The sequence below is a fragment of the Thalassobaculum fulvum genome (assembly GCF_014652915.1).
Classification (GTDB): Bacteria; Pseudomonadota; Alphaproteobacteria; order Thalassobaculales; family Thalassobaculaceae; genus Thalassobaculum_A; species Thalassobaculum_A fulvum.
Map to the genome: position 1 here is coordinate 367401 of NZ_BMZS01000004.1, position 26076 is coordinate 393476.

Sequence of the window (26076 nt, forward strand, 5' to 3'; positions counted from 1 at the left end):
CGGGTTGCCGCCCTTATATCCTGGGGTATCGGGGGCGCCAAGCCGCCCGACCCCGGACACCGGAGAGCAAGCCGTTCGATGCAGCCGAAGTCGATCCTCATCACCGGAGCCTCGAGCGGAATCGGCGCGGCCCTGGCGCTCGAATACGCCGCCGCCGGGACAGTGCTCCATCTCGGCGGCCGGCGGGCCGACCGGCTGGAAGCGGTCGCAGCGCAGGCGCGGGCGGCCGGCGCCGACGTCCGGGTCCGAACAATCGACGTGACCGACGCCGCGGCGGTACGCGCCTGGGTGCTAGAAGCCGACGACGCCGACCCGCTCGACCTGGTGGTGGCCAACGCCGGGATCTCCGCCGGAACCTCGGGCAAGGCCGGCGGCGAGCCCGAGGATCAGGTGCGCGCGGTGTTCGCCGCCAATGTCGACGGGGTGATGAACACCGTGCTGCCGGTCCTGCCGCGCCTGCAGCGGCGCGGCCGCGGGCAGGTCGCCCTGATGGCCTCGCTGGCCGGCTATCGCGGGTTCCCGGGGGCGCCGGCCTATTGCGCCTCCAAGGCGGCCGTGAAGGTGTTCGGCGAGGGCTTGCGGGGCACCCTGCACGCCAGCGGGGTGCGGGTGTCGGTGATCTGCCCGGGCTACGTCCGGACGCCGATGACCGATGCGAACGACTTTCCGATGCCGTTCCTGATGGACGTCGACCGGGCCGCCCGGATCATCCGCCGCGGCCTGGAGCGCAACCGCCCGCGCATCGCCTTCCCCTGGCCGATGGCGCTGGCGGTCACCCTGCTGCAGGCGATCCCGCCGGCCTGGATCGACCCGATCATGCGCCGGCTGCCGGGCAAGGCGACCCGCGAGGCGTAGACGCCTCGATACCGTTGGCCGAGCCCCGCCCGCTCAGGCCCGCCGCCTGAACAGGAGCACCGCGGGGGCCGCGATCGCCGGCACCAGCGCCAGCAGGTTGAACGAGTTGACGTAGCCGATCATGGCCGCCTGGCGCCTTACCTCCTCCCCGAGCCTGGAATGCAGGACCGGGTCGCCCAGATCGCCGAACCGGGAGATCCAGGCCAGGATGCTGTCGGTGCTGAAGATCGTGATGCCGGCACCGAGGTGTGCGTAGGCCTCGGCGGCCGACCGCACGAACACCACGAGGATGACGGCGATGAACAGGCTGCTCCCGAGCATGCGAAGCAGGCTGAAGATCGCATTCCCCTGAGTCAGCAGCCGTGAGTCCAGGGTGGAAAAGGCGAGCACGGCCATCGGGGTATAGGCCAGGCCGAAGCCGAACCCGTGCATGAGGTTGGTCCAGAGCACCTGCTCGAAGGTCATGTTCAGGTCCAGAAGCCCCATCCAGGCCGCCGCCCCGGCCTGGATCAGCAGGCCCGCCGCCAGGGTCGCCCTGGCGTCCAGGCGGGTGAGCTGCGCGACCACGAAGAAGCTGAGGAAGTTGCCGACGCCGCGCATGGAGATCAGGTAACCGACGATCGACTCGGGATAGCCGCGCAGGTCCTGCAGGAGGGCCGGAAACAGCACCATCGGGGTGAACTGGAGCATTCCCATGACCAACGCGAAACCGGCCCCGAGCACGAAGTTGCGGTCCCGGAAGGTCGCCCCCTCGAACAGCGGTGACGGCGAGAACCGGGCGTGGATGAGGAAGAGATAGAAGGCTCCGGCCGCCAGCACGCATTCCGTCACGATTTCCGCCGACTCGAACCAGTCCTGTCGCTGCCCTCGATCGAACATCAGCTGCAGGGCGCCGATCGCGACCGCGACCAGGACGAAGCCGACGAAATCGAACCGCCGCGAGGTGCCGCGCTCCTCGTCGCCCAGGGCCAGCACCGTGGGAATGCACGCCACCAGGCCCAGCGGCAGGATCATGAAGAACGACCAGCGCCAGTCCAGGACGTCGGCGACCAGGCCGCCGAAGGTGGGGCCCAGGATCGGTCCCATGACCCCGCCGACCCCCCACATCATCACCGCAATCGGATGGTGGCGGCGCTCGAAGCGGGCGAGGATGATCGCCTGTCCCATCGGGAAGATCGGGGCGCCGAGCGCCCCCTGCACCACCCGGAAGACCAGCAGGGTCTCCAGCGACGTGGCGGTGCCGCAGGCGACGGAAGCGGCCGTGAAACCGAGCACGGACCCGACCATCAGCCGGCGCCAGCCCAGCTTCGAGGCCAGCCAGCCGGTGAGCGGCGTCGCCGCCGCCGTCGCGACCAGGTTGAGGGTAAGCACCCAGGCGATCTGGTCCTGGGTCGCGGCCAGGGCGCCCTTCATCTGCGGCAGGATCACCGCGACACTGGTCACGGTGATCCCGAACAGGATGGTGCACAGCTGGACAGTGAGCAGGGTGAGCCACTGCCGCGAGGTGAATTCGCTCAACACGCGGGAGATCCCGGAACGGCGCGGGGGGGTCGGCACGACACTCGATCCGGCATGATAGCCGAACCAGTGCATCCGCCCAGAGCCAGCGATCCGCCCAGAGCCAGCGATCCGCCGGCCGGGACCGCGGCTCCATCACGCCGGCCGCCCGGATCCTAGCGCTGCAGCCTGCGCCACTTGCGGACGTTGCGGTTGTGCTCGGCCAGGGTCTTGGCGAAGGCGTGACCGCCGGTGCCGTCGGCGACGAAGTACAGGTAGTCGGTCTCGGCCGGCCGCAGCACCGCCTCCAGCGACGCCAGGCCGGGATTGCAGATCGGCCCCGGCGGCAGGCCGGCGATGACGTAGGTGTTGTAGGGCGTCGCGGCGCGCAGGTCGGCCCGGGTCAGCGGCCGGTCCAGCCCGTCCCCGCCGGCGATCCCGTAGGCGACCGTCGGGTCCGACTGCAGTCGCATCCCGCGCTTGAGCCGGTTGACGAACACCCCGGCGACCAGGCCGCGCTCGGCGGCGACGCCGGTCTCGCGTTCCACGATGGAGGCCAGGACCAACGCCTCCTCCGGCGTCTCGAACGGCAGGTCCCCGGCCCGGCCTTCCCACAGGCGCGCGAGCGTCTCGCGCATCGAACGTTCCATGCGGCGGACCAGCATTTCCCGGTCGTCGCCCCAGGAGTAGTGGTAGGTCTCGGGCAGCAGGCTGCCTTCCGGCGGCACCGCGTCGATCGTGCCGTCCAGCCCTTCGGCCTCGCCGAGCAGCGCCACCACCTGAACGCTGGTCAGCCCCTCGGCCACCGTAACCCGCCGCACCACGGTCTCGCCGCGCTCCAGGATCGCGAGCGCCTGCTCGGGGCTGACCGCCGCCGGAAACCGGAACTCCCCGGCCTTCAGGCCACGCGCCTTGCCGGAAATCTTGGCGCCGAGCGAGAACAGGGTGGTGTCGGCGATCACCCCGGCCTCGGCCAGCTGCCGGGCGATCGCCTCCAGGCCGGCGCCGCGGGGGATCACCACGTTGGCCGGCTCGGGCAGCGGGCCGGGCTGCCTGAACGCCGACCAGCCCCAGACCGCAGCCATGGCCGCGACGATCAGGAACGAGGTCGCCAGCGAGGCGAGCCGGAGAAGCCAGCGCCCCATCCGGCCGGCTCGCCTAATCCGTCTTGGAGAAGATCAGCGAGGCGTTGGTGCCGCCGAAGCCGAACGAGTTCGACAGCGCGGCCCGCACGGTCCGTTGCTTGGCGGTGTGCGGCACAAGGTCGATGCCCTCGATGCCTTCGGACGGATTGTCCAGGTTCAGGGTCGGCGGCACGACCTGGTTCCGGATCGCCAGCACCGAATAGATCGCCTCGACCGCCCCGGCGGCGCCCAGCAGGTGGCCGATCGCCGACTTGGTGGACGACATCGAGATCCTGCCGGCGGCGTCGCCGAACAGCCGCTTGATGGCGCCGAACTCGATGGCGTCGCCGAGCGGCGTCGAGGTGCCGTGAGCGTTGACGTAGTCGATGTCGTCCGGGGTCATGCCGGCGCGCTTCAGTGCCGCCGTCATCGCCCGGAAGCCGCCGTCGCCGTCGTCGGCCGGCGCGGTGATGTGGTGGGCGTCGCCGGACAGGCCGTAGCCGACCACCTCGGCATAGATGGTGGCGCCGCGCCGCTTGGCGTGCTCGTACTCCTCGAGCACCACCACGCCGGCGCCCTCGCCCATGACGAAGCCGTCACGGCCCTCGTCCCACGGACGCGAGGCCTTTTCCGGGGTGTCGTTGTAGGCGGTCGACAGCGCCCGCGAGGCGGCGAAGCCGGCCACGCCGAGGCGGCAGACCGCCGCTTCGGCACCGCCGGCGACCATGACGTCGGCATCGTCCAGCGCGATCAGCCGGGCCGCGTCGCCGATGGCGTGGGCGCCGGTCGCGCACGCCGTCACCACCGAGTGGTTCGGTCCGCGGAAGCCGAAACGGATCGAGACCTGACCGGAGATCAGGTTGATCAGCGCCGACGGAATGAAGAACGGGCTGATCCGGCGCGGGCCGCGCTCGGCCAGCACGAGGCTGGCCTCGTAGATCGTGGTCAGGCCCCCGATGCCGGAGCCGATCATGACGCCGGTACGGTTGAGGGCCTCGTCGTCGGTCGGCTGCCAGCCGGCATCGACCACGGCCTGATGGGCGGCCGCGATGCCGAGCAGGATGAACCGGTCGATCTTGCGCTGCTCCTTCGGCTCGACCCACTCGTCGGGGTCGAAGCCGCCATCGGCGCTGGTTCCGGCCGGCACCTGACCGGCGACCTTCGCCGGCAGGTCCGACACGTCGAAGCCGTCGATGGCCCGGATCCCCGAGCCGCCGTCGGTCAGACGCTTCCAGTTGTGTTCAATCCCGCAGCCCAGCGGGGTTACGAGCCCGAGGCCCGTGACGACCACTCGTCGCATGCCGGCGTCCCCTTAGCTCGGCGACCTCCGGTGTCGCCGGGCGTTCGTTCCGGCGACACCGAGGCAATCGTCAGGAGTTGCTCTCGATGAAATCGATCGCGTCCTTGACGGTCTGGATCTTCTCGGCCGCGTCGTCCGGGATCTCGCAGCCGAACTCCTCCTCGAATGCCATCACGAGCTCGACGGTGTCGAGGCTGTCGGCGCCCAGATCGTCGATGAAGCTGGCGTTCTCGGTGACCTTGCTCTCCTCGACCCCGAGATGCTCGACGACGATCTTCTTCACCCGGTCGGCGACGTCACTCATGTCTCAAGACCCTCTGATCTCTCTCTCGATATCGGCCGGACCGGCCGGATTTGCTTGTCTTCCGGGCCACCTTGGCGGGACCCCGGTCGTCAGATCGGCGGGCTGTATCACAACTCTCGCCGCAAAACCAGCACGCCCCGCGCTTGCGCGCCTCAAAGCATCGCCATGCCACCGTTAACATGAATCGTGGCGCCGGTAACGTAGCTCGCTTCCTGGCTCGCCAGGTAGACGACCGCCGCCGCGATGTCCTCCGGCGTCCCGAGTCGCCCGGCCGGAACCGCCGCCAGCAGCTTCTCCTTCTGGGCATCGGCCAGCGCCTCGGTCATGGCGGTGTCGATGAATCCCGGCGCCACCACGTTCACGGTGATGCCGCGATTGGCGATCTCGGCCGCCAGCGCCTTCGAGAACCCGACCATGCCGGCCTTGGCAGCGGCGTAGTTCGCCTGCCCCGGATTGCCGGTCGCCCCGACGATCGACGAGATCCCGATGATGCGTCCCCAGCGGCGCTTCATCATGCCCCGCACCAGGGCCCGCGACAGCCGGAAGCCGGCGGTCAGGTTGACCGCCAGGACCGCGTCCCAGTCCTCGTCCTTCATGCGCATCAGCAGGCCGTCGCGGGTGATCCCGGCGTTGTTCACCAGGATGTCGATGCCGCCGCCGGCCGCTTCCTCGGCCCGCTTCGCCAGGTCGTCGATCGAGCCGAGGTCGGCGAGGTTCGCCGGCACCACCGACACCCGGTCGCCGAGTTCCGCCGCGCGCTCCGCCAGCACCCCCTCGCGGGTCCCGGACAGCACCACGTGCGCGCCCTGCCCGTGCAGCGACGCGGCGATGGCGGCACCGATGCCGCCGGTCGCCCCGGTCACCAGGGCGGTCTTGCCCGTCAGGTCGAACATCCTGCTTCCCCCTGTTGTCAGCCGAGCGACGCCAGGAAGGCGTCGACATCCGCCGGGCCGTTGACCGCGACGGCCTCGAGTTCCTTGTCGATGCGTCGGACCAGACCCGACAGCACCTTGCCGGACCCCAGTTCGGCGACCGACCGGATGCCGAGCCCGGCGAACGACGCCACCGACTCGCGCCAGCGTACCCGACCGGTGACCTGCTCGACCAGTTGCCGCCGGATGACGTCGGGATCGCTGGTCGGCGCGGCGCTGACGTTGGCGACGACCGGGACCACCGGCGGCCGCGGGTCGGCCGAGGCCAGCGCCTCCGCCATGGCATCGGCCGCCGGCGCCATCAGCGCGCAATGGAACGGTGCGCTCACCGTCAGCTTCAGGGCCCGCTTGATGCCGTACTTCGAGGCCAGGGCGACCGCCCGGTCGATCGCGGCCGCATGCCCGGACAGCACGATCTGGCCGCCGCCGTTGTCGTTGGCGATATCGCAGATCTCGCCTTCCGCCGCTTCGGCGGCGAGCGACTGGGCGGCCTCGAGTTCGACACCGATGAGCGCGGCCATCGCCCCCTCGCCGACCGGCACCGCCTTCTGCATCGCCTCGCCGCGCAGCCGCAACAGCCGCGCCGTGGTCGCCACGTCGAAGGTCCCGGCCGCCGCCAGCGCCGAGTACTCGCCGAGCGAATGCCCGGCGACGTAGTCGCACAGCTCGTCGAACCGGCGGCCGCTCTGCGCCTCCAGCACGCGCGCGACCGCCAGGCTGACGGCCATCAGCGCCGGCTGCGCGTTGGCGGTCAGCGTCAGCCTGTCCTCCGGGCCCTCCCACATCAGGGTCGACAGCGATTCGCCGAGAGCGTCGTCGACCTCCTGGAAGACGGCGCGGGCGACCGGATAGGTGTCGGCCAGGTCCTTGCCCATGCCGACGGCCTGGCTGCCCTGGCCCGGAAACACGAAGGCCCGACCGCTGTTCGTGTCGCCCATCATTTCCCCCGTTGCGATCTCGTTGGGCGGCTTGCCGCCGTTTAGCGGCGGGGAGATGCGCCCGGGAGCCCCGGATGTCAAGGCACGGGGTGCTGTTGGCGCGGAGACCGCGCCGGTGTCGACGGGCCGCGAAAAGGGGAATTCCCCGCGCTCTGAGTGCGGCCCGGCTAAGCGTCGATCCGCTTGACCGAGTCGACGACATAGTAGCCCTGCCCGTGGGCCGCCCCGATCGGCGCATCCCAGCCGAGGCTCGTCGCGATCTTGCGGCGCAGGCGGCTGACGACCTGGTCGACGTATCTGTGCTCTCCCAGGGTCGGCAGCTTGCCCATGCGCTCGGCGATGATGTCGCGGGAGACCGGCCGCCCCGGGTCCTCGGTCAGGCATTCGAGCAGCTGTGCCTCGGCCCTCGTCAGCCTGATCGACGCCCCGGACGGCGCCGCCAGGCGCCACGCCGCGAGGTCCAGGCGCCAGGTCAGGTCCGATGCCGGTTCGCCGGCACTTGCCGGCCCGCCGGTCGGACGGTTGCGCCGGGTCGCCCTGATGGCCGCCAGCAGTTCCCGGTAGTCGACCGGCTTGACGAGGTAGACGTCGGCCCCGGTGTCGTAGCCCAGGATCCGTTCCTCGACCCGCGCGCGCGCCGTCATCATGACGATTCCGACCGACTCGGCCCGCGACCGAAGCCGGTTGGCGACCGCGATCCCGTCCTCGTTCGGCAGCCCGAGGTCGAGCACGACCACGTCGGCGGCCTTCGCGCCGAGCAGCCGGTCCAGGGCCGCGCCGCTGGCGGCCTCCCGCACGTTCAGCCCCTTGGCGAGGAGATAGTCCACGACCTCCTCGCGCAGGTCGGGATCGTCCTCCACGACGATCACCTCGATAGGCTCGGCAGGGGTCCGGTCGGTCATTCCGCGACCTCGGCCATGGCCGCCGCCTCGTCGTCGCCCGGGAACCGAAGCACGAAGCGGCTGCCGGCGGGGCCGGTGGAGGCGCATTCGACCGTCCCGCCGTGCGCGCCCATGATGGCGCGAACCAGATGCAGGCCGAGCCCCGCCCCTGCCGTCCCGGAGGTGTTCTCGGCCCGATAGTACTTGTCGAAGATGCGCGCCCGTTCCGGTTCCGGGATCCCGGGCCCCTCGTCGGATACCGACACTTCGGCCCCTCCGTTCGGGCCGGGCGCCAGCCGGACCGTCACCGTCGTGCCGGGCGGCGAGTACTTGACGGCGTTCTCTAGCAGGTTGTTCACGGCGATCTCGGTGAGCCGCCGATCCGCCCGGGCAACGACCGGCGCCTCCGGAAGCTCCACGATTATGGTGTGGCCGGCAGCCGCGGCCCTGATGACATCGCCCGCCTCCCGGAGCAGGCCGCCCAGCACGACGCATTCGCGCCGAAGGACGATCGCGCCGCCGTCGACCCGCTCGTCGACCAGGCAGGCGTCGATCATGCTGAGCAGGCGCCGGACCGCCGCCCGGATCTTCTGAAGACGCCCGACACTACGGGTATCGCTCACCTCGATGTTCTGGGCGGCGCCGTCGATGATCGCCAGCGGCGTCCGGAACTCGTGGCTCACCATCGCGACGAACTGCTGCTGCAGGCGCCGGGCCGACCGCTCGCGCTCCGCTGCCGCCGCCTCGAGTTCGGCAGTCTGGCGCAGTTCGTGCTCCAGGTCCTTGCGCCGCGTGATGTCGTTGAGCGCCACCACCCGCACCGGTTCCCCGTCATAGACGATCCGAACCACCGACATCAGCGCCCAGAAGGCGGTACCGTCGCTCCGCCTCAGCTCGGCCTCGAGATCCTCGACCACGCCCCGCTCGTCGAGGACGGCGAGCAGCGTGTCCCGGGCGGCCGGATCGACCAGCCACTCGCGTCCGGGACGCCCGACGATCAAATCGCTCGACGCGCCGAGCAGGTCGCATGCCCGCTGGTTCGCGTACAGCACGCCGCCGTCGGCCTCGCGGACCAGGAGAAGAGGAAACGGCGCCGAACTGACGATCGCCCGAAGCCTGACGTTGGCCGCGTCGAGCTCCGCGGTGCGATCCGCGACCCGCCGCTCCAACACCATCTCGTGCTCGCGGGCGGATGCGAGCGCCTCGCGCTGAATCTGCTCCTTCTCCCTCTGCAGCCGCCCCAGCCGCTCCACCAGCATGCAGGCGAACACCAGCATCTCGAAGATCGAACCGAGTTGGGCGCCGCTCAGGGTGAAGGTGTTGTTCGGGATGGCGCCGATGTCGCGCAGCAGCGCGAAGACCACGGCAGCGACCAGGCCGAGCCAGGTCAGCATCAGCGGCCGCGCGGCCGGCTCGCCGCGGTACAGGCCGATCCCGGTCAGGCCGAGCAGTGCCGCAAGGATCGGCAGGGCGATGGTGCTGACCAGGGCGTGCGACCAGTAGATGTCGTCCTCGGGCACGAAGAAGCCGGCGACCCCCAGGACCAGCCCGGCGGCGGCCATGACCTTCAGGGCCGTGCAGACCACGGCCGGCACCCGGGTGGTGGACAGGAAGTCCGCCGCGAACGCCCCGGTTCCGTAGACCGTCAGCCAGATGAACGGATGCGGGTCGAGGTGAACCGACCGGGCGAGCGTCGGCCACAGATAGCCCGGTCCGGTCCCGTTGATGAGCAGCCACAGCATGGTGTGGGCCATCAGGTTGACGACGTAGACGAGATAGATCGCGTGCCGCGTGTAGGCGAAGAGGCCGAGTGCCGACAGCGCGAATATCGCGGCGATGCCCAGGTAGAAGGACTGCAGGGCGAAGAACGCCCGTTCCTCGATCAGCAGGGCGTCGAGCTTCCGGAGCTTGAGGTCGAGGGTCATCGTGCTGCCGGTCCGGCCGCGTACCAGCAGCACGGTCCGGCCGGGCGGCAGGTCGATCGGGGCAATGTGGAACCGGGTCAGGATGTCGGTCGGCTCCGGCACCCGGTCGCCGAGCTCGACGAACGGTACCGGGTCGCCGTCGGGATCAGGCAGCGTGAAGACCTGCAAGCGGTCGAAGTTCGGCAGCTCGAGGCTCAGATACCAGCGCCCGGCCGCCTCCGGCGCAACCTCGACGACGATGCGGGCCCACAGCGTGTCGGGAACATAGCCATGGCTGACCGTGCTGTCCTCGACCGTGACCCCGGACCAGGACAGTCGGCGACGCGCCTCCTCCGTCGGAAGCGAGCCGTCCGGGTCGAACACGACGGCCCGCGGCACCAACGGAACCGACACCGCCGACCCGACCACCCGGACCACCGGTTCGGCGCGCACGGCGACAGGCGCCAGCAGGACCAACAGAACCAGCACGATCCCGTAGACGGGACACGCCGTTGGGCACAGCCCCGGATCGACACGCCCGCGTCCCGCTCGAGCACAAGGCATCGGCCCCGACCATCCGTTCCACCAAATCGCGAATAACCCGCAGTTTCGGGGAAAACCGCGACAGGTCAACGGGTTTCCCGCAACGCGAAGGCGCACCGCTATTCCGCTTGCACCGACGCCCGCGATGCGTATAGTGCGCGCCTTCCGGCCGCCCATCGCGTCCGGAGACATAGCTCCTTGCCGGCATGGATCTCGTCCTGCCGGCTTTGCCCCGGGGTGATGCCCGGGGCGCAACATCCACAAGGAGTGCGCAATGCCGTACTACGAGAGCGTGTTCATCGCACGCCAGGACATCTCGTCCACCCAGGTCGACCAGCTCGCCGATCAGTTCGCCGAGATCGTGGCGACCGGCGGCGGTGAGATCAAGAAGCGCGAATACTGGGGCCTCCGCAGCCTAGCCTACCGGATCAAGAAGAACCGGAAGGGCCACTACATGCTGTTCAATCTCGAGGCGCCCGCCGCTGCGGTGTCCGAGATGGAGCGCATCATGCGCCTGAACGAAGACATCCTGCGCTACCTCACCATCAAGGTCGACGCCCTCGAGGAGGGTCCGTCCATCATGATGCAGGCGAAGTCGGACCGCGATCGCGGCCGTCGGGGCGACCGCTTCGGCGACCGTGGTGACCGCGGCGACCGTGGTGATCGCGGCGACCGGGGCGACCGTGGTGATCGCGGTGACCGGGGCGATCGCGGCGACCGTCGCCCCCGCGACGGTGACGAGCAGGGAGAGTAAGCCATGAGCCAGCTTCAGATTGCCCGGGCGGCCGTGCGTCGCCCGTTCATGCGCCGTCGCAAGTCGTGCCCGTTCTCGGGGCCGAACGCGCCGACCATCGACTACAAGGACACCAAGCTCCTGTCCCGCTTCATCTCGGAGCGCGGCAAGATCGTGCCGAGCCGGATCACCGCCGTGTCGGCCAAGAAGCAGCGCGAGATGGCCCGTGCCATCAAGCGGGCCCGCTTCCTGGCCCTGCTGCCCTACGTCCTGAAGTGACGTGAGGCGGCCGGCGCGATCGCCAGACGAACGGTCATGACCGATGAACTCCGGATGGCTCCCAGTCGGGGCGGCAGCGGCGACCAGTGCGCTGCTGCTGTTCGGCGCGCCGGCCGGCTCGCCGGGCGGAATGCTGCTCGCCGTGCTGGCGACGCTGCCTCTGTTCCTGGTGGGGCTGTCCTGGGGGCTGTTCCACGGGGCGGCGGCCGGGGCTGCGGCCACCTTCGCCATCCTGTTCTCGGTCGGGACCAGCGCCGGTCTGTACTACGGCGTGGTCAACGCCCTGCCGGCAGCCTTGCTGATGTGGCAGGCGGAGCGCGCTCCGGACAGGCCGGACCGGCTGGTGATCATGCTGACGACCTGTGCGGCGGCGCCGATCGTGGCCGCGGCCCTGTACTTCGGCATGCAGGAAGGCGGGCTGGAGGCCGCGGTCCGTGGGCAGCTCGAGGCCATGCTGATCGACGCCGTGGTCGATCCGTCTGGCTCGCCCCCGCCGCAGTGGAGGGAGTTCGTCGAGGCGATCGCCGGGATCTTCCCGGCCATGGCGGCGACGTTCTGGGCCTTGCTGATCGCGGTCAACGGGGCGCTCGCCCAGGGTCTGCTGCGGCGGTTCGGCAAGAACCGGCTGCCGACGCCGGACATCGCGGCGATCCGCGCCCCGCGTGTGATGCTCGGGGCGCTGGCCGTGGTGCTGGCGCTGACCTTCGTGCCGGGCGGGACCGGCTTCCTGGCGAACAACCTGGTGCCGGTCGTGGTGCTGCCGTTGTTCTTCGGGGGGCTGTCGCTCATGCACTGGGCGCTCCGGCGCAGCGCGGCTCCGGGCCTCTGGCTCGGCCTGCTGTACCTGCTGCTGGTGGTGTTCGGCTGGCCGGCCCTGATCCTGCTGCTGATCGGGCTGGTGGACACGATCTTCGATTTCCGCGGACGGGCCGGCCCGCCCCCCGCAGCGCCTACGGTGTAACGGGCGTTCGATGAGACCAAGCGGGGTGCTGAGGGCATCCCTCGGGGCCGAGGCCCCGCATGACGAGGAGTGAGGACGATGGAAGTCATCCTGCTGGAGCGGATCGAGAGCCTCGGCCAGATGGGCGAGGTGGTTAAGGTGAAGGCGGGCTTTGCCCGCAACTTCCTGCTCCCCCAGAAGAAGGCGCTGCGCGCGACCGACGCCAACCGCAAGGTGTTCGAGGAGCGTCGGGTGCAGCTCGAGGCCGAGAACCTCGAGCGCAAGAGCGAGGCCGAGAAGGTCGCCGGGACCCTCGACGGCCTGTCGGTGGTGCTGGTGCGCGCCGCCAGCGAGACCGGCCAGCTCTACGGCTCGGTCACCGCGCGCGACGTCGCCGAGTCGATCACCGCCGCCGGCGTCACCGTCGGCCGCTCGCAGGTCCGCCTCGACAAGGCGCTGAAGCAGCTCGGCCTGGAGCCGGTGCGCGTCCAGTTGCACCCGGAGGTCGCGGTCAGCGTCACCGTCAACATCGCGCGCTCGCAGGAAGAGGCGGAGACCCAGGCCAAGCTCGGCCGGGCGCTCGACCGCGAGGCGATGGAGGACGAATTCGAGCGGGCCGACGCCGCGGCGGAAGCCGCTTCGGAAGCCGGGGCTGCCGCTTCGGAAACCGAGGGCGAGAAGGCCGCCGAGGCCTGAGCCCGCGCGGCCGCTCGCGGTCGCCAGGAGTGCCGATCCAGACGACCCGCGCGGACCGTCCTGCGCGGGTCGTCGCATTTCGGCAACACCGCCGCGGTCTTTCCGCTCGCGCACTGTCCACAGCAGCGCACCTCGTGCGCTCTTGCCGCACAACGGGTTACGCGAACGATCCACAGAGTCGCGGCCCATTCGTCCCCACGATTCTCTCTGCCGACCGGTAGCTTGCGCGCCGCCGACGGGCTATCGGTTGTGATATTCTCATGACGCACGGCAGAACCGCCGGCCCGCCTCGTACCCGAAACCCAACCGGCCCGTCGTCCGCCATGCCCGAGACCGAGTCCCGCGTTGCCCTGTTCCCCGGCGTCGAGCCGGTGGCCCATCGCGAACCGCCGCACAACCTGGAGGCCGAACAGGCCCTGCTCGGCGCCATCCTGGTCAACAACCGCGCCTATGAGCGGGTGTCGGAGTTCCTGGCGGCCGAGCATTTCGCCGATCCGGTGAACGGCCGCATCTTCGAGGCCTGCGGCCGGCTGATCGACCGCGGCCAGATCGCCACGCCGGTCACCCTCAAGGGTCTGTTCGACCAGGACGAGGCGCTGAAGGAGGTCGGCGGCGCCGCCTACCTGGTCCGGCTGGCCGCCTCGGTCGTGACCGTGATCAACGCCGAGGACTACGGGCGCGAGATCCACGACTGCTTCCTGCGCCGCCAGCTCATCGAGATCGGCGAGACCATCGTCAACGACGCCTTCGCCCGCGACCTCGACACCCCGGCGACCGACCAGATCGGCAAGGCCGAGGCGCATCTGTTCAACCTCGCGGAGAACGGCCAGTCGGAAGGCGGGTTCACCGAGTTCAAGGTCGCGCTCAGCGAGTCGGTGGCGATGGCCGAGGCGGCGTTCCGCCGCGAGGGCGGCCTCGCCGGCCTGTCGACCGGGCTGCTCGACCTCGACAACCTGCTGGGCGGCCTGCACAACTCGGACCTGCTGATCCTCGCGGCCCGGCCGGCCATGGGCAAGACCTCGCTGGCCACCAACATCGCCTTCAACGTGGCGACCGCCAACCTGCGCGACCCGAGCCTGCCGCGCCAGCCGGTGGCGTTCTTCTCGCTGGAAATGTCGTCCGAGCAGCTCGCCACCCGTATCCTGGCGGAGCGCACCGGCATCCCGTCGGAGAAGCTGCGGCGCGGCCAGCTCATCGACGACGATTTCGGCCTGCTGGTGCAGGCCAGCCAGGACCTCGAGCGCACCCCGATCTACATCGACGACACCCCGGCGATCCCGGTGTCGACCCTGCGCACCCGGGCGCGCCGCCTGAAGCGCCAGCACGGGCTGGCCATGATCGTGGTCGACTACCTGCAGCTGATGCGGCCGTCGCCGGGCATGCGGATCGACAACCGGGTGCAGGAGATCTCGATGATCTCCCAGGGCCTCAAGGCGATCGCCAAGGAGCTGGACGTGCCGGTGATCGCGCTGTCGCAGCTCAGCCGTGCGGTCGAGCAGCGCGAGGACAAGCGGCCGGTCCTGGCCGACCTGCGCGAGTCGGGGTCGATCGAGCAGGACGCCGACGTGGTGATGTTCATCTTCCGCGAGGAGTACTACCTGCAGAAGGCCGAGCCGGTGCAGCGCGCCGACGAGAGCCCGGAGAAGTTCCACGACCGTCACGAGCAGTGGCTGGAGCGCTGCGAGAAGGCCTACGGCAAGGCCGAGGTGATCATCTCGAAGCAGCGCCACGGCCCGACCGGCACCGTCACCCTGCACTTCGAGGGCGCCACCACCAAGTTCTCGAACTACGTCTCCGAGGATCACATTCCGGCGCACTGAGCCTCGGCCGCGAGGTCCCGGATAGCCTGTCCCCAGGTCTCCAGCGCGGCCGCGCCGGCCGGCGACAGCCGGTAGTGACCGCGCCGCTCGCGCTCGAACCAGCCGTAGACGTTCTGCTGCAGCAGCCGCGCCGCCGGCACCGACCGGGCCAGCGGCCGCAGGTCCGCGACAGGCAACACCGCGTCGCCGGCGAGCGCCGCGGCGATCCGCAGCGCATCCTGCCGGTATGCGGTGACGATCTTCACGCCGGTCGAGCCGGCGGTGTTCGGGTCGCCGACCCGGGTCGCGAACTCCTTCAGCAGGCGGCCGCGGCGGCGGGTGTCGGGACGCGGCCGGTACGGCCCGGGATCCAGCTCCGGCAGCACCGCGTAGCCGCCTTCCGGCCGGGCCCGCAGCACCAGGATGCCGAGCCCGAGCCGCCGGCAGGTCTTCAGCACCGACTTCCGGCGCCGCTTCCAGGCGTCGCCGGCGGTCTCGGCCGGAAACGCCAGGTAGACCGTGTCGGCGACCGCCAGCCGGTCGACGCCCTGCAGCAGCAGGTCGAACGAGAACCGCCGCTTCAGTTCGACGACCACCGGCGGCTCGCCGCCGCGCACCGCCACCAGGTCGCAGGCGCCGACCTCGCTCTTCACGGCATAGCCCTGGCCCTCCAGGAACGCCACCACCGGGGCCGCCAGGTCGGTCTCGCGCATGCCGCCTCCTCAGCCCCCTTCACACGAAGAAGGGCCGCCCCGAGAGGCGGCCCTTCCGTGAGCCGGTCGGCTCTGACCCGTGTTGGTGCCTCAAACGTCCGCCGAAGGCTGCTCCGACATCCGACCCAGGCACACGGGCTCGACCCGTACCGCGATCTCACTCGACATCGGATCACCTCCTTTCTGTTGTTGCACTAGATGCCGAAAGCATGGGGGCGCCCGAACGAGCCGACAAGGCCGTCAGGGAAAATTCCTGTTTTCAACGATTTGTCTCGAAGCGCTCACCGACGGTGACATCCGCGACTCGGTTTGCCGACGATGCGGCCTGGACGCCGGGCGGTGCCGGTGCCATCTCCACCGGATGTCCGACGTCACCGCTTCCCAAATCGCCCTCCGTCTCGCCCGCCGCCCGCGAACCGCCGCCGGGCTGGCGCTGCTGGTGCTGGGGCTCGGCCTGGTCGCGGCGGCCCCGGACCCTTCGGCGATGCTGGCGGCGTCGCGCGACGTGACCGACTGGATCGGGCGGAACCCGACGCTCGGCGCCGGGCTGTTCCTGGTGTTCGCGACCCTCGGCAAGGTCACCCCGGTGCCGGGCGGCGTGGTGGTCATGCTGACCGCCGGCTTCCTGTTCGGGCCGGTGGCAGGTCCGGCGCTGGCGTCGCTGGGATCGGCACTGGCCGCGGTCGGGGTGACGGCGGCCGGGCGCTGGGTGTTCCCGGACACCGTCGCCCGCATCAAGGGCAGCCGGTTCGCCCGTTACGAGGAGGCGGTGGCGCGCGACGGCGTCGCCTACCTGGCGGCGATCCGGATCCTGCCGGTCGTGCCGGCCTGGATCGGCAACCTGCTGCCGGTGGCGGTCGAGATCCGGCTGCGCTGGGTGTTCCTGGCCACCCTGATCGGCGTCGCTCCGCTGACCATCGTCATGGGCGGCGTCGGCAGCCGCCTGCAGGACCTGACCGAGGCTGCCAGCTTCGACGCGGCACTGCTGTTCGATCCGGCCACCCTGCTGCCGCTTGTCGGGTTGCTGGTCGTCGCGCTGCTGCCGGTCGCGGTGCGCCGCTGGTGGAGCCGGGCGCCACGCTGACGGCCGTCCCCTCACCCGATCGTCATTGGACCGGCCGGGCCGCCGACCGCACTCTCGCCCGGCAACCGCCATGTCATTCCATGCTGCGCCTCATCCTGAGCCTGCTCCTGACACTCGCCGGCACCACCGTCGCGTCCGCCCAGGAGGTCCATAGCATCCGGGTCGAGGGCGGCAGCTACGTCGCGCGGACGCCGGCCGGCTGGGATGGCCGCTCGCAACTGCCGCTGCTGGTGTTCTTCCACGGCTACCGCCAGCAGGGCTCGGCGGTGATGACGATCGGCCAGCTCACCGAGGCCGCGAACCGGCACGGGCTGCTGCTGGTCGCGCCGGACGGGCTGGAAGGCAGCTGGGCGCACCAGGGCTCGCCGTCGACGCGGCGCGACGAGAGCGCGTTCATCGACACGCTGCTGGCCGATATCGACCGGCGCTGGCCGATCGACCCGGCCCGGCGCTGGGCCGGCGGCTTCTCCCAGGGCGGCTCGATGGCTTGGCACGCCGCGTGTTTCCGGGGCAGTTCGTTCACCGCCTTCATGCCGGTCGCCGGCGCGTTCTGGCGCCCGCACCCGCTGGCCTGCCCGGGCGGCCCGGTCAACATGCTGCACACCCACGGGACCGGCGACACCGTGGTGCCGATGACCGGCCGGCCGATCCGCCAGAGCTTCCACCAGGGCGACGTTCGCGAGGGTATGACGTTCTGGCGCGGCAAGGACGGCTGCAGCGCGGTGCCCGTGCGCAAGGCCGGTGTCGGCGAGCTCGACTGCGAGATCTGGAACGGCTGCGCGAGCGGCCGCGAGCTCCGCCTGTGCCTGCACGCCGGCGGCCACAAGATCCCCGCGGGCTGGGCCGAGACGGCGATCGGCTGGGCCGAGGGCGTGTCGGCCCGCACCGCCGCCCGCGCCGCGCGCTGATCCGGCCCTTCCCACGGCCTCTCCCCTTGCGAAAAGCCTGGAAACGGTGTCTTTGCAGGCCCGTATCCAAGGGGAAATCGCCATGAGCTACGAACGCGACGCCATCGCCCGGATGTCCGGCTACACCCCCGGCGAGCAGCCGGCCCGGACGGTGATCGCCAAGCTGAACACCAACGAGAACCCCTACCCGCCCTGCGCCGCCGTCATGGACGCGCTGCGCGGCATCGACGGGCACGCCCTGCGCCGCTACCCGAGCGCCATGGCCGACGGCTTCCGGGCCGAGGCGGCCCGGCTGCACGGCCTGACCCCGGACCACATCATCGCGACCAACGGCGGCGACGAGCTGCTGCGGCTGGCGATCACCACCTTCCTCGAGCCGGGCGGCCCGCTCGGCATCGCCGAGCCCGGCTACTCGCTGTACCCGGTGCTGGCCGCGGTGAACGACAGCCCGCTGGTGCGGGTGCCGCTGGCCGACGACTGGTCGACCCCGGACGGCATCGCCGATCGCTGGAACGCGGCGGGCGCCCGGCTCGCCATGCTGGTCAACCCGCACGCCCCGTCCGGACGGCTGACCCCGGCCGCCGAGATCGCGGCGATCGCCCGGGCGTTCGACGGCGTGCTGCTGCTCGACGAGGCCTATGTCGACTTCATCGACCCGGCGCGCGGCTACGACTCGATCCCGCTGGTGCGCGACCTGCCGAACGTGCTGCTGCTGCGGACCATGAGCAAGGGCTACTCGCTGGCCGGCCTGCGCTATGCCTACGGCATCGGGGCGCCGGACCTGGTGGCGCCGATGCTGACCAAGTCCAAGGACTCCTACAACGTCGACGCGGTCGCCCAGGTGCTGGCGACCGCCTCGCTGAAGCACCGGGACGAGGCCGCCAGGACCTGGGCCGCGGTCCGCGTCGAGCGCGAGCGCCTGCGCGCCGCCCTGGTCGAGCGCGGGTTCGACGCCCCGCCGTCGGAGACCAACTTCCTGCTGGCCGCGGTGCCCGGCGGCAACGCCCGGGCGGTGTACCGGGCGCTGGCCGATTCCGGGATCTATGTGCGCTGGTTCGACCAGGACCGGCTGCGCGACAAGCTGCGCATCAGCATCGGCACGCCGGAAGAGAACGACGCCCTGCTGGCGGCACTCGACGCCATCAAGTAGGCCCACATTCGTCCTCATCCCGGCCGCAGCGGCAACGCCGCGGAGAGCCGGGACCTCCCCGTCGCCCCCCGATGGGTCCCTGATACGTCCCGCCGGTGGCGGGCCGTTCCGGGATGAGGGTCAGAGGGGAGACGCCCGCGTCACACCACGTCGACCTCGACGCTGCCCAGCCCCTCGACGGTGTAGACCGCGCGGTCGCCGGCCTCGGCGAAGCGGGTCTTCAGGGTCGAGCCGGTCATCACCCACATGCCGGCCTCCAGCGGCCGGCCCTGGCCGCACAGCACGTTGGCGACCCAGGCGAGCGCGTTCAGCGGGTCGCCGAGCGCCGCACCGGTGGTCGCGGTCTCGGTCTCGGTGGCGCCGCCATGGGTGTACTCGAGGCGCACCGGGTTCGCCGACAGGTCCAGGGACCGCCAATCGCCGGTGACCTGGCCGAGCACGATGCCGCCGCACCAGCAGTTGTCGGCGACCAGCGAGATCGCGTTCAGCTTCGCATAGTCGCTGGCCCGGTCCTCGACCAGTTCGAACGCCGGCACCGCCATGTCGACGGCGTCGCGCACGGTCTCCGCGGTATAGGGCTGCGGGCCGCCCGGCAGGTCGCAGCCGAGCCGCAGGCACAGCTCGAACTCCAGGCCCAGCCGCACGAAGTCGCCGCGCGCCACGGTCGCCGGGCTCTCGACCACGGTCGAGCCGAAGATCGCGCCGGCGCACGGATGGTCGACCCCGCAGAGTTCCTGGACCGCCCTGGAGGTCAGCGCGATCTTGTAGCCGGCGATCGGCCCGCGCGTGCCCTCGCTCCAGCGCTGGATCAGCGCCCGCTGGGCGGCGTAGGCCTCGTCCAGGCTGTCGAGCGCCAGGTCGCCTGCCAGCGGCTCGAACCGCTCGCGGGCGGCGTGCTGCCCCGCCAGCGCCTCGGCCACGCGCTCGACCTTCTCGGTGTAGGCCATTCCGTCATCCTCCCCAAGGTCCTTGCCGGGTGTTTTGCCGGGAGCATGCGTCGACCGCGCCGGCAAGGAAAGAGCCCGTGGCCGCGCCGCCTTGCCAATGTCGGAATGCATTGATATCTCGCCGTCATGAACCCGAGCCATCCCGCCGTCGAGGCGGCCCTCTCCCGCCTGACGATCGACCTCGGCGCGGTCCGCCGGAACTACCGTCGGCTGCTCGACCGGCTGGGCGGCGTGCCGTGTGCCGGCGTGGTGAAGGCCGACGGCTACGGCCTCGGCGCCGACCGGGTGGCGCCGGCGCTGTGGGCCGAAGGCTGCCGGATCTTCTTCGTCGCCACGCTCGAGGAGGCGGTGCGCCTGCGCCCCGCCGTCCCGGAGGCGACGGTGTGCTGCCTGAACGGGTTGTTGCCCGGCACCGAGGCGGTGTTCGCGGAGTACCGGCTGGTGCCGGTGCTGAACGCCGTCGACCAGATCGGGCTCTGGCGCGACTTCGGAGCCCGATCGGGCCGGGCGCTGCCGGCCATCCTGCATGTCGACACCGGGATGAACCGGCTCGGGCTCGGCGACGACGAGTGGAGCCGGGTGCTGGAGACGCCGGATGCGCTCGCGGGCGTGGACTGGCTCTACCTGATCTCGCACCTGGCCTCGGCCGACGAACCCGCCGACCCGATGAACGCCCGCCAGCTCGCTCGTTTCAAGCAGGTCCGGAAGGCCCTGCCGACGCCGATGAAGGCGTGCCTCGCCAACTCCTCCGGCGTGTTTCTGGGGGCCGACTACCACTTCGACCTCGCCCGGCCCGGCATCGCCCTGTACGGCGGCCGGCCGAACGCCGACGGACCCAACCCGATGGAGTGCCCGATCCGAATCGAGGGCCGAATCCTCCAGGTGCGGACCGTCCCGGCCGGTGCCACGGTCGGGTACGCCACCTCGTGGACCAGCCCGCGGGCATCCCAGATCGCCACGGTAGCCGCGGGCTACGCCGACGGCTACCTGCGGAGCCTGTCGGGGGTCGGGGTCGTGGCGCTTGGTGGGCGAACTTGTCCCGTGGTAGGACGCGTCTCGATGGACCTGATCACGGTGGACGTCACCGATGTACCGCCCGTCGAGGCGGTACCGGGAGCGTTCGTCGAGGTGCTGGGGCCGGCGGTGACGCCGGACGCCGCCGCCGACGCGGCCGGCACCATCGGGTACGAGTTGCTGACGTCGCTCGGCCGCCGGTACGTCCGGCACTATGTCGGGACCGGCCAGTGATCGAGCGGAGCGAGGGCGTGGCAGCGTGAGGACCCGACGGATGCCCCGAACCAGCGCGCGCCGGGCCGCCTCCGCGCAGGTTGCCCCGTCCCGTTCCGTCGGACCCGCCGGCGCATGAACCCGCTCGCCACGATCGGCAGCGCCTTCATGGTCTTCCTCGGCGCCCTCGGCAGCCTGGCGATGTTCGCCGGCAATGCCGTCAGCCATTGCGTCCGGCCGCCGCTCTATCCGCGGCTGATCGGCCGCCAGCTGCTGGAGATCGGTTACTACTCGCTGCCGGTGGTGGGATTGACCACGCTGTTCTCCGGCATGGTGCTGGCGCTGCAGAGCTACACCGGCTTCGCCCGGTTCTCGGCCGAGAGCGCGGTCGCCACGGTGGTGGTGCTTTCGATGACCCGCGAGCTGGCACCGGTGCTGGCCGGGTTGATGGTCGCCGGCCGGGTCGGCGCCGCCATGGCCGCCGAGATCGGCACCATGCGGGTGACCGAGCAGATCGACGCCCTGACCACGCTGTCGACCAACCCGTTCAAGTACCTGATTGCGCCGCGGCTGATCGCCGGCACCGTCAGCCTGCCGATCCTGGTGCTGATCGGCGACATCATCGGCGTGTTCGGCGGCTACGTGGTCGGCGTCTACAAGCTCGACTTCAACGCCGGCACCTACATCCAGTCGACGGTCCAGTACCTGGAGCAGGTCGACGTGGTCTCCGGCCTGGTGAAGGCCGGGGTGTTCGGCTTCATCGTGGCGCTGATGGGCTGCTACCACGGCTTCCATTCGCGCGGCGGCGCCCAGGGAGTCGGCGCCGCGACCACCAACGCCGTGGTCACGGCGTCGATCATGATCCTGATCGCGAACTACGCGATCACCGAGATGTTCTTCTCGAGCTGAGGCGAGGAATGGCCGAGCAGCCGAAGATCCGCATCCGGAACCTGCACAAGCGCTTCGGGCCGAAGGTCGTCCTGAACGGCCTCGACCTGGACGTCGGGGTCGCGGAGTCGGTGGTGGTGATCGGCGGCTCCGGCACCGGAAAGTCGGTGCTGCTGAAGTGCATCCTCGGCCTGATGGAGCCGGACTCCGGCACCATCGAGATCGACGGCCGGAACGTCGTCGGCCTGCCGCGGGCCGAGCGCGAGGCCTTCATGCGCAAGTTCGGCATGCTGTTCCAGGGCGGCGCCCTGTTCGACTCGCTGCCGGTCTGGGAGAACGTGGCGTTCGGCCTGATCCAGGCGCAACGCATGGACCGCGCCAAGGCGCGCGAGATCGCCCTGCAGAAGCTGGCGCAGGTCGGGCTCGGCGAGGACGTCTCGAAGCTGTCGCCGTCGGAACTGTCGGGCGGCATGCAGAAGCGGGTGTCGCTGGCCCGCGCCATTGCCGCCGAGCCCGAGATCATCTTCTTCGACGAGCCGACCACCGGTCTCGACCCGATCATGGCCGACGTGATCAACGACCTGATCGTCAAGTGCGTGCGCGAGCTCGGCGCCTCGGCGCTGTCGATCACCCACGACATGGCGAGCGCCCGCAAGATCGCCGACCGGATCGCCATGCTGTACGAGGGCAAGATCATCTGGGCCGGGCCGGTCGCGGACATCGACGGCAGCGGCAACCCGTATGTCGACCAGTTCATCAACGGCCGGGCCGAGGGCCCGATCCAGATGGCCGTGCTGAGGCCGTAGCGGGTATCGGAATGGCGAAGTCGACCAGCCGCTACGTCTGCCAGGACTGCGGCGCCGTCCATGCCAAATGGGCCGGCAAGTGCGAAGCCTGCGGCGCCTGGAACACCCTGGTCGAGGAGGTCGTCGAGGCGGCGGCGCCGAAGGGTCTGAAGCCCGGCGGCGGCCGCCGGCTGTCGTTCGTCGAGCTCGACGGCAAGACCACCGACGCGCCGCGCCGGGTGACCGGGATCGGCGAGTTCGACCGGGTGCTGGGCGGCGGGCTGGTACCGGGCTCGGCGACCCTGATCGGCGGCGACCCGGGGATCGGCAAGTCGACGGTGCTGCTGCAGGCGGTCGCCGGCCTGTCCAGCCAGTCGCGCTGCGCCTACGTCTCCGGCGAGGAGGCGGTCGACCAGGTGCGCATGCGGGCGCGCCGGCTGGGGGTGGCGAACGCGCCGGTCGGGCTCGCCGCCGCCACCAACGTGCGCGACATCGTCGCCAGCCTGGAGGCCGCCGACGGCCCCGACGTGGTGGTGATCGACTCGATCCAGACCATGTACGTCGACGCCCTCGACAGCGCGCCCGGGACGGTCGCCCAGGTGCGGGCCTCGGCTCAGGAGCTGATCCGGGTCGCCAAGCGCCGCGGCATCGCCCTGCTGCTGGTCGGGCACGTGACCAAGGAGGGCGCGATCGCCGGCCCGCGGGTGCTCGAGCACATGGTCGACACCGTGCTGTACTTCGAGGGCGAGCGTGGCCACCAGTTCCGCATCCTGCGCGGCGTCAAGAACCGGTTCGGACCGACCGACGAGATCGGCGTGTTCGAGATGACCGAGGCCGGGCTGGTCGAGGTCGGCAACCCGTCGGCGCTGTTCCTGTCGGACCGCCAGGACGACGTGTCCGGCGCCTGCGTGTTCGCCGGCATGGAGGGCACCCGGCCGGTGCTGGTGGAGATCCAGGCGCTGGTCGCGCCGTCCCCGTTCGGCACGCCGCGGCGCGCGGTGGTCGGCTGGGATTCCAACCGGCTGGCCATGGTCACCGCGGTGCTGGAGGCGCGCTGCGGCGTCAGCCTGGCCGGCAACGACGTGTTCCTGAACGTGGCCGGCGGCCTCCGGGTATCCGAACCGGCCGCCGACCTGGCGGTTGCCGCCGCCCTGGTTTCGTCGCTGACCGGGGTGCCGGTCCCCAAGGGCAGCGTGGTGTTCGGCGAGATCGGCCTGGCCGCCGAGGTGCGGGCCGTCACCCACGCCGAGCCGCGCCTCAAGGAGGCGGCCAAGCTCGGCTTCACCAAGGCGCTGCTGCCGGCGGTGCGCCGCAAGGGCGCGCGACCGGCCGCCGGCGGTATCGAGCTGGTGCCGATCGCCCGCCTGCACGACCTCGTCGACCTGCTGCACGATCCGAGCGACGACGCCGGCTTCGGCCGGCGCATCGTCTCCGGCTGAGGAACCGTCCCGATGGACAGCCTGCCGATCAACATCACCGACCTGATCATCCTGCTGGTGCTGCTGCTGTCCGGCCTGCTGGCGTTCCTGCGCGGCTTCGTCCAGGAAGTCCTGTCGGTTGCGTCCTGGATCGGCGCCCTGTTCGTCGCCGTCTACGGCTACGTCCACCTGCAGCCCTTCGCCCGCCAGTTGGTGACCGTCAACACCACGATCGCCGATGCCGCCGCCGGGCTGGTGCTGTTCCTGTTCGCGCTGGTCGTGTTCGTCATCGTGTCGCGCTTCCTGGCGCGGACCCTGTCGATGGCCGGACTCGGCGCCCTCGACCGCACGCTCGGCTTCCTGTTCGGCCTGGCCCGCGGGGCGGCGCTGGTCTGCCTCGCCTACCTGCTGATCCTCTGGGCGGTGCCGGAGCGCAAGGACCACCCGGCGTGGCTGACCCAGGCGCGCGCCCTGCCGCTGATCGAGGAAGGCGCCGAGTTCCTGTGGAGCCTGGTGCCGCCGCACCTGCTGGACGAGGCCGACGTGGCCGCCGCCCGGGCGCGCCGCCAGGCCGAGGAGCAGGCGCGCCGCGAGCTCGGCGAACGGATCCTCAATCCGACGCCGAAAGCCGATGCGCCGGACGGCTCGAACGGTTATACTGACAAAGAACGTCAAGAGATGAACCGCGTGATCCAGGGCACCCAGTAACCGGGTGCTCTTCGCCATTTCGGGACGACCCTTCGCTCACCCAGGATGCGGGACGCATGACGCTCACCACCTCGCCCTTCGACGACGACCACCTGCATGAGGAATGCGGGGTGTTCGGGATCTTCGGAACCCCCGACGCCGCCGCCCACACCGCGCTCGGCCTGCACGCCCTGCAGCACCGCGGCCAGGAGGCCACCGGCATCGTCGCGACCGACGGTGAGCACTTCAACGCCCACCGCGGTCTCGGCCATGTCGGCGAGAACTTCGGAGCCGACGCCCAGAACACGGTGGCCAAGCTGACCGGGTTCGCGGCGATCGGCCACAACCGCTACGCCACCACCGGCGAGACCGCGATCCGCAACGTCCAGCCGCTGTTCGCCGACTTCGAGTTCGGCGGCTTCGCGCTGTGCCACAACGGCAACCTGACCAACGCGCTGATCCTGCGCCAGCAGCTGGTCCGCCAGGGCTGCATCTTCCAGTCGACGACCGACACCGAGACCATCGTCCACCTGATCGCCCGCTCGCGCCGGCGCACCGTGGTCGACCGGCTGATCGAGGCGATGAACCAGGTCGACGGCGCCTATGCGCTGGTCTGCCTGTCGAGCAGCGCGCTGATCGGCCTGCGCGACCCGAACGGGGTCCGGCCGCTGATCCTCGGGCGGCTCGGCGATTCCTACATCATCACCTCGGAGAGCTGCGCGCTCGACATCATCGGTGCCGACTTCGTGCGCGACGTCGAGCCCGGAGAGCTCCTGGTGATCGACGGGACCGGGCTGAAGTCGTATTTCCCGTTCCGCCCGGCGGAACGCCGGTTCTGCATCTTCGAGTACATCTACTTCGCCCGCCCGGACAGCCTGGTCGAGGGCATCAGCGTGTACGCCGCCCGCAAGGCGATCGGCGCCGAGCTCGCCAAGGAGTCCGGCGTCGAGGCCGACGTGGTGGTGCCGGTGCCGGACTCCGGCGTGCCGGCCGCCGTCGGCTACGCCGCCGCCGCCGGCATCCCGTTCGAGCTCGGCATCATCCGCAACCACTATGTCGGGCGCACCTTCATCCAGCCGACCGATCAGGTCCGCCACCTCGGCGTCAAGCTGAAGCACAACGCCAACCGGGCCCAACTCGCCGGCAAGCGGGTCATCCTGGTGGACGACTCGATCGTCCGCGGAACCACCTCGACCAAGATCGTCGAGATGGTCCGCCAGGCCGGCGCCCGCGAGGTGCACATGCGGATCGCCAGCCCGCCGACCACGCACTCCTGCTTCTACGGCGTCGACACGCCGGAGCGCGAGAAGCTGCTGGCGGCCCGGATGTCGGTCGAGGAGATGGCCCGGGTGATCGGCGTCGACAGCCTCGCCTTCATCTCGATCGACGGCCTGTACCGGGCGATGGGCGAGCCGCGCCGCGATCCCGAGGCGATCCAGTACTGCGACGCCTGCTTCACCGGCGATTACCCGATCGCCCTGACCGACCGCGACGGCGGCAACGCCGCCCGGCAGCTCTCGCTGCTCGCCGAAGCTTCCTGAGGC

Annotated in this window: 25 protein-coding genes; 15 read left to right on the forward strand and 10 right to left on the reverse strand. The window is 70.8% G+C overall.

Annotated elements, in window-relative coordinates; genetic code table 11:
• Positions 1-78 precede the first annotated feature (78 nt).
• A complete protein-coding gene (locus IE246_RS11045) occupies positions 79-855 on the forward strand; it encodes an SDR family NAD(P)-dependent oxidoreductase (RefSeq protein WP_189989339.1) in 777 nt (258 codons plus the stop codon).
• Positions 856-888: 33 nt separating this feature from the next.
• Here the strand turns inward: IE246_RS11045 and IE246_RS11050 are convergent, their stop codons facing one another.
• From IE246_RS11050 to IE246_RS11085, 8 genes are all read right to left on the reverse strand, one after another.
• Complete coding sequence (locus tag IE246_RS11050; protein WP_229836895.1) at positions 889-2376, reverse strand: DHA2 family efflux MFS transporter permease subunit; 1488 nt, start codon at positions 2374-2376, stop codon at positions 889-891.
• 152 nt (positions 2377-2528) lie between these two features.
• Complete coding sequence (gene mltG / locus IE246_RS11055) at positions 2529-3497, reverse strand: endolytic transglycosylase MltG (RefSeq protein WP_189989343.1); 969 nt, start codon at positions 3495-3497, stop codon at positions 2529-2531.
• Positions 3498-3510: 13 nt separating this feature from the next.
• The gene (fabF, locus tag IE246_RS11060; protein ID WP_189989345.1) at positions 3511-4776 is read right to left on the reverse strand and encodes a beta-ketoacyl-ACP synthase II; all 1266 of its coding nucleotides are present in this window, start codon (positions 4774-4776) and stop codon (positions 3511-3513) included.
• Positions 4777-4846: 70 nt separating this feature from the next.
• On the reverse strand, positions 4847-5080 hold the full coding sequence (locus IE246_RS11065; RefSeq protein WP_189989347.1) for an acyl carrier protein: 234 nt from the start codon (positions 5078-5080) through the stop codon (positions 4847-4849).
• Between the two features lie 152 nt (positions 5081-5232).
• Positions 5233-5973: a 3-oxoacyl-[acyl-carrier-protein] reductase gene (gene fabG / locus IE246_RS11070; protein ID WP_189989349.1), complete on the reverse strand. Its 741-nt coding sequence runs from the start codon at positions 5971-5973 to the stop codon at positions 5233-5235.
• Positions 5974-5990: 17 nt separating this feature from the next.
• Positions 5991-6950 (reverse strand): ACP S-malonyltransferase, encoded by a 960-nt coding sequence (fabD, locus tag IE246_RS11075; RefSeq protein WP_189989351.1) that lies wholly within the window; start codon positions 6948-6950, stop codon positions 5991-5993.
• 167 nt (positions 6951-7117) lie between these two features.
• Complete coding sequence (locus tag IE246_RS11080; RefSeq protein ID WP_189989353.1) at positions 7118-7852, reverse strand: response regulator transcription factor; 735 nt, start codon at positions 7850-7852, stop codon at positions 7118-7120.
• Positions 7849-10224 (reverse strand): sensor histidine kinase, encoded by a 2376-nt coding sequence (locus IE246_RS11085; RefSeq protein WP_189989354.1) that lies wholly within the window; start codon positions 10222-10224, stop codon positions 7849-7851. The genes IE246_RS11080 and IE246_RS11085 overlap by 4 nt, the downstream gene beginning before the upstream one ends.
• Positions 10225-10552: 328 nt before the next feature.
• Between IE246_RS11085 and rpsF the strand changes: the two genes are divergently transcribed.
• The 5 genes from rpsF (at position 10553) to IE246_RS11110 (ending at position 14746) form a co-directional block, all read left to right on the forward strand.
• On the forward strand, positions 10553-11032 hold the full coding sequence (gene rpsF / locus IE246_RS11090; RefSeq protein ID WP_189989356.1) for a 30S ribosomal protein S6: 480 nt from the start codon (positions 10553-10555) through the stop codon (positions 11030-11032).
• A 3-nt stretch (positions 11033-11035) separates the two neighbouring features.
• Positions 11036-11290 (forward strand): 30S ribosomal protein S18, encoded by a 255-nt coding sequence (gene rpsR, locus IE246_RS11095; RefSeq protein WP_189989358.1) that lies wholly within the window; start codon positions 11036-11038, stop codon positions 11288-11290.
• A gap of 43 nt (positions 11291-11333) precedes the next feature.
• Positions 11334-12251: a DUF2232 domain-containing protein gene (locus IE246_RS11100; protein WP_189989360.1), complete on the forward strand. Its 918-nt coding sequence runs from the start codon at positions 11334-11336 to the stop codon at positions 12249-12251.
• A gap of 78 nt (positions 12252-12329) precedes the next feature.
• Positions 12330-12926, forward strand: a complete 597-nt coding sequence (rplI, locus tag IE246_RS11105; protein ID WP_189989362.1) for a 50S ribosomal protein L9 — start codon at positions 12330-12332, stop codon at positions 12924-12926.
• Positions 12927-13249: 323 nt separating this feature from the next.
• A complete protein-coding gene (locus IE246_RS11110) occupies positions 13250-14746 on the forward strand; it encodes a replicative DNA helicase (protein WP_189989364.1) in 1497 nt (498 codons plus the stop codon).
• Here IE246_RS11110 and IE246_RS11115 read toward each other — a convergent pair.
• Positions 14728-15438 (reverse strand): DUF2161 domain-containing phosphodiesterase, encoded by a 711-nt coding sequence (locus IE246_RS11115; RefSeq protein WP_189989367.1) that lies wholly within the window; start codon positions 15436-15438, stop codon positions 14728-14730. The two genes, IE246_RS11110 and IE246_RS11115, sit on opposite strands and share 19 nt — an antisense overlap.
• A gap of 361 nt (positions 15439-15799) precedes the next feature.
• Here IE246_RS11115 and IE246_RS11120 point away from each other — a divergent pair, with 361 nt between their 5' ends.
• The 3 genes from IE246_RS11120 to IE246_RS11130 all read left to right on the forward strand — a co-directional run bounded on the left by IE246_RS11120 (position 15800) and on the right by IE246_RS11130 (position 18580).
• Positions 15800-16522 carry a TVP38/TMEM64 family protein gene (locus IE246_RS11120; protein ID WP_189989369.1) on the forward strand — a complete coding sequence of 241 codons (723 nt, stop codon included), beginning with the start codon at positions 15800-15802 and terminating at the stop codon, positions 16520-16522.
• A gap of 80 nt (positions 16523-16602) precedes the next feature.
• On the forward strand, positions 16603-17430 hold the full coding sequence (locus IE246_RS11125; RefSeq protein WP_189989371.1) for a CE1 family esterase: 828 nt from the start codon (positions 16603-16605) through the stop codon (positions 17428-17430).
• A gap of 82 nt (positions 17431-17512) precedes the next feature.
• The gene (locus IE246_RS11130; RefSeq protein ID WP_189989373.1) at positions 17513-18580 is read left to right on the forward strand and encodes a pyridoxal phosphate-dependent aminotransferase; all 1068 of its coding nucleotides are present in this window, start codon (positions 17513-17515) and stop codon (positions 18578-18580) included.
• A 140-nt stretch (positions 18581-18720) separates the two neighbouring features.
• Here the strand turns inward: IE246_RS11130 and IE246_RS11135 are convergent, their stop codons facing one another.
• The gene (locus IE246_RS11135) at positions 18721-19527 is read right to left on the reverse strand and encodes a 2-keto-4-pentenoate hydratase (protein WP_189989375.1); all 807 of its coding nucleotides are present in this window, start codon (positions 19525-19527) and stop codon (positions 18721-18723) included.
• Between the two features lie 126 nt (positions 19528-19653).
• Between IE246_RS11135 and alr the strand changes: the two genes are divergently transcribed.
• The 6 genes from alr (at position 19654) to purF (ending at position 26073) form a co-directional block, all read left to right on the forward strand.
• Positions 19654-20775, forward strand: a complete 1122-nt coding sequence (gene alr, locus IE246_RS11140) for an alanine racemase (RefSeq protein WP_189989378.1) — start codon at positions 19654-19656, stop codon at positions 20773-20775.
• A 114-nt stretch (positions 20776-20889) separates the two neighbouring features.
• Positions 20890-21663, forward strand: coding sequence for an MlaE family ABC transporter permease (locus IE246_RS11145; protein WP_189989380.1), 774 nt, complete (start codon positions 20890-20892; stop codon positions 21661-21663).
• An 8-nt stretch (positions 21664-21671) separates the two neighbouring features.
• Positions 21672-22448 carry an ABC transporter ATP-binding protein gene (locus tag IE246_RS11150; protein ID WP_189989382.1) on the forward strand — a complete coding sequence of 259 codons (777 nt, stop codon included), beginning with the start codon at positions 21672-21674 and terminating at the stop codon, positions 22446-22448.
• 11 nt (positions 22449-22459) lie between these two features.
• A complete protein-coding gene (gene radA, locus IE246_RS11155) occupies positions 22460-23866 on the forward strand; it encodes a DNA repair protein RadA (protein WP_189989384.1) in 1407 nt (468 codons plus the stop codon).
• Between the two features lie 12 nt (positions 23867-23878).
• Positions 23879-24553, forward strand: coding sequence for a CvpA family protein (locus IE246_RS11160; RefSeq protein ID WP_189989386.1), 675 nt, complete (start codon positions 23879-23881; stop codon positions 24551-24553).
• A gap of 56 nt (positions 24554-24609) precedes the next feature.
• On the forward strand, positions 24610-26073 hold the full coding sequence (gene purF / locus IE246_RS11165) for an amidophosphoribosyltransferase (RefSeq protein ID WP_189989388.1): 1464 nt from the start codon (positions 24610-24612) through the stop codon (positions 26071-26073).
• Positions 26074-26076: the final 3 nt, after the last annotated feature.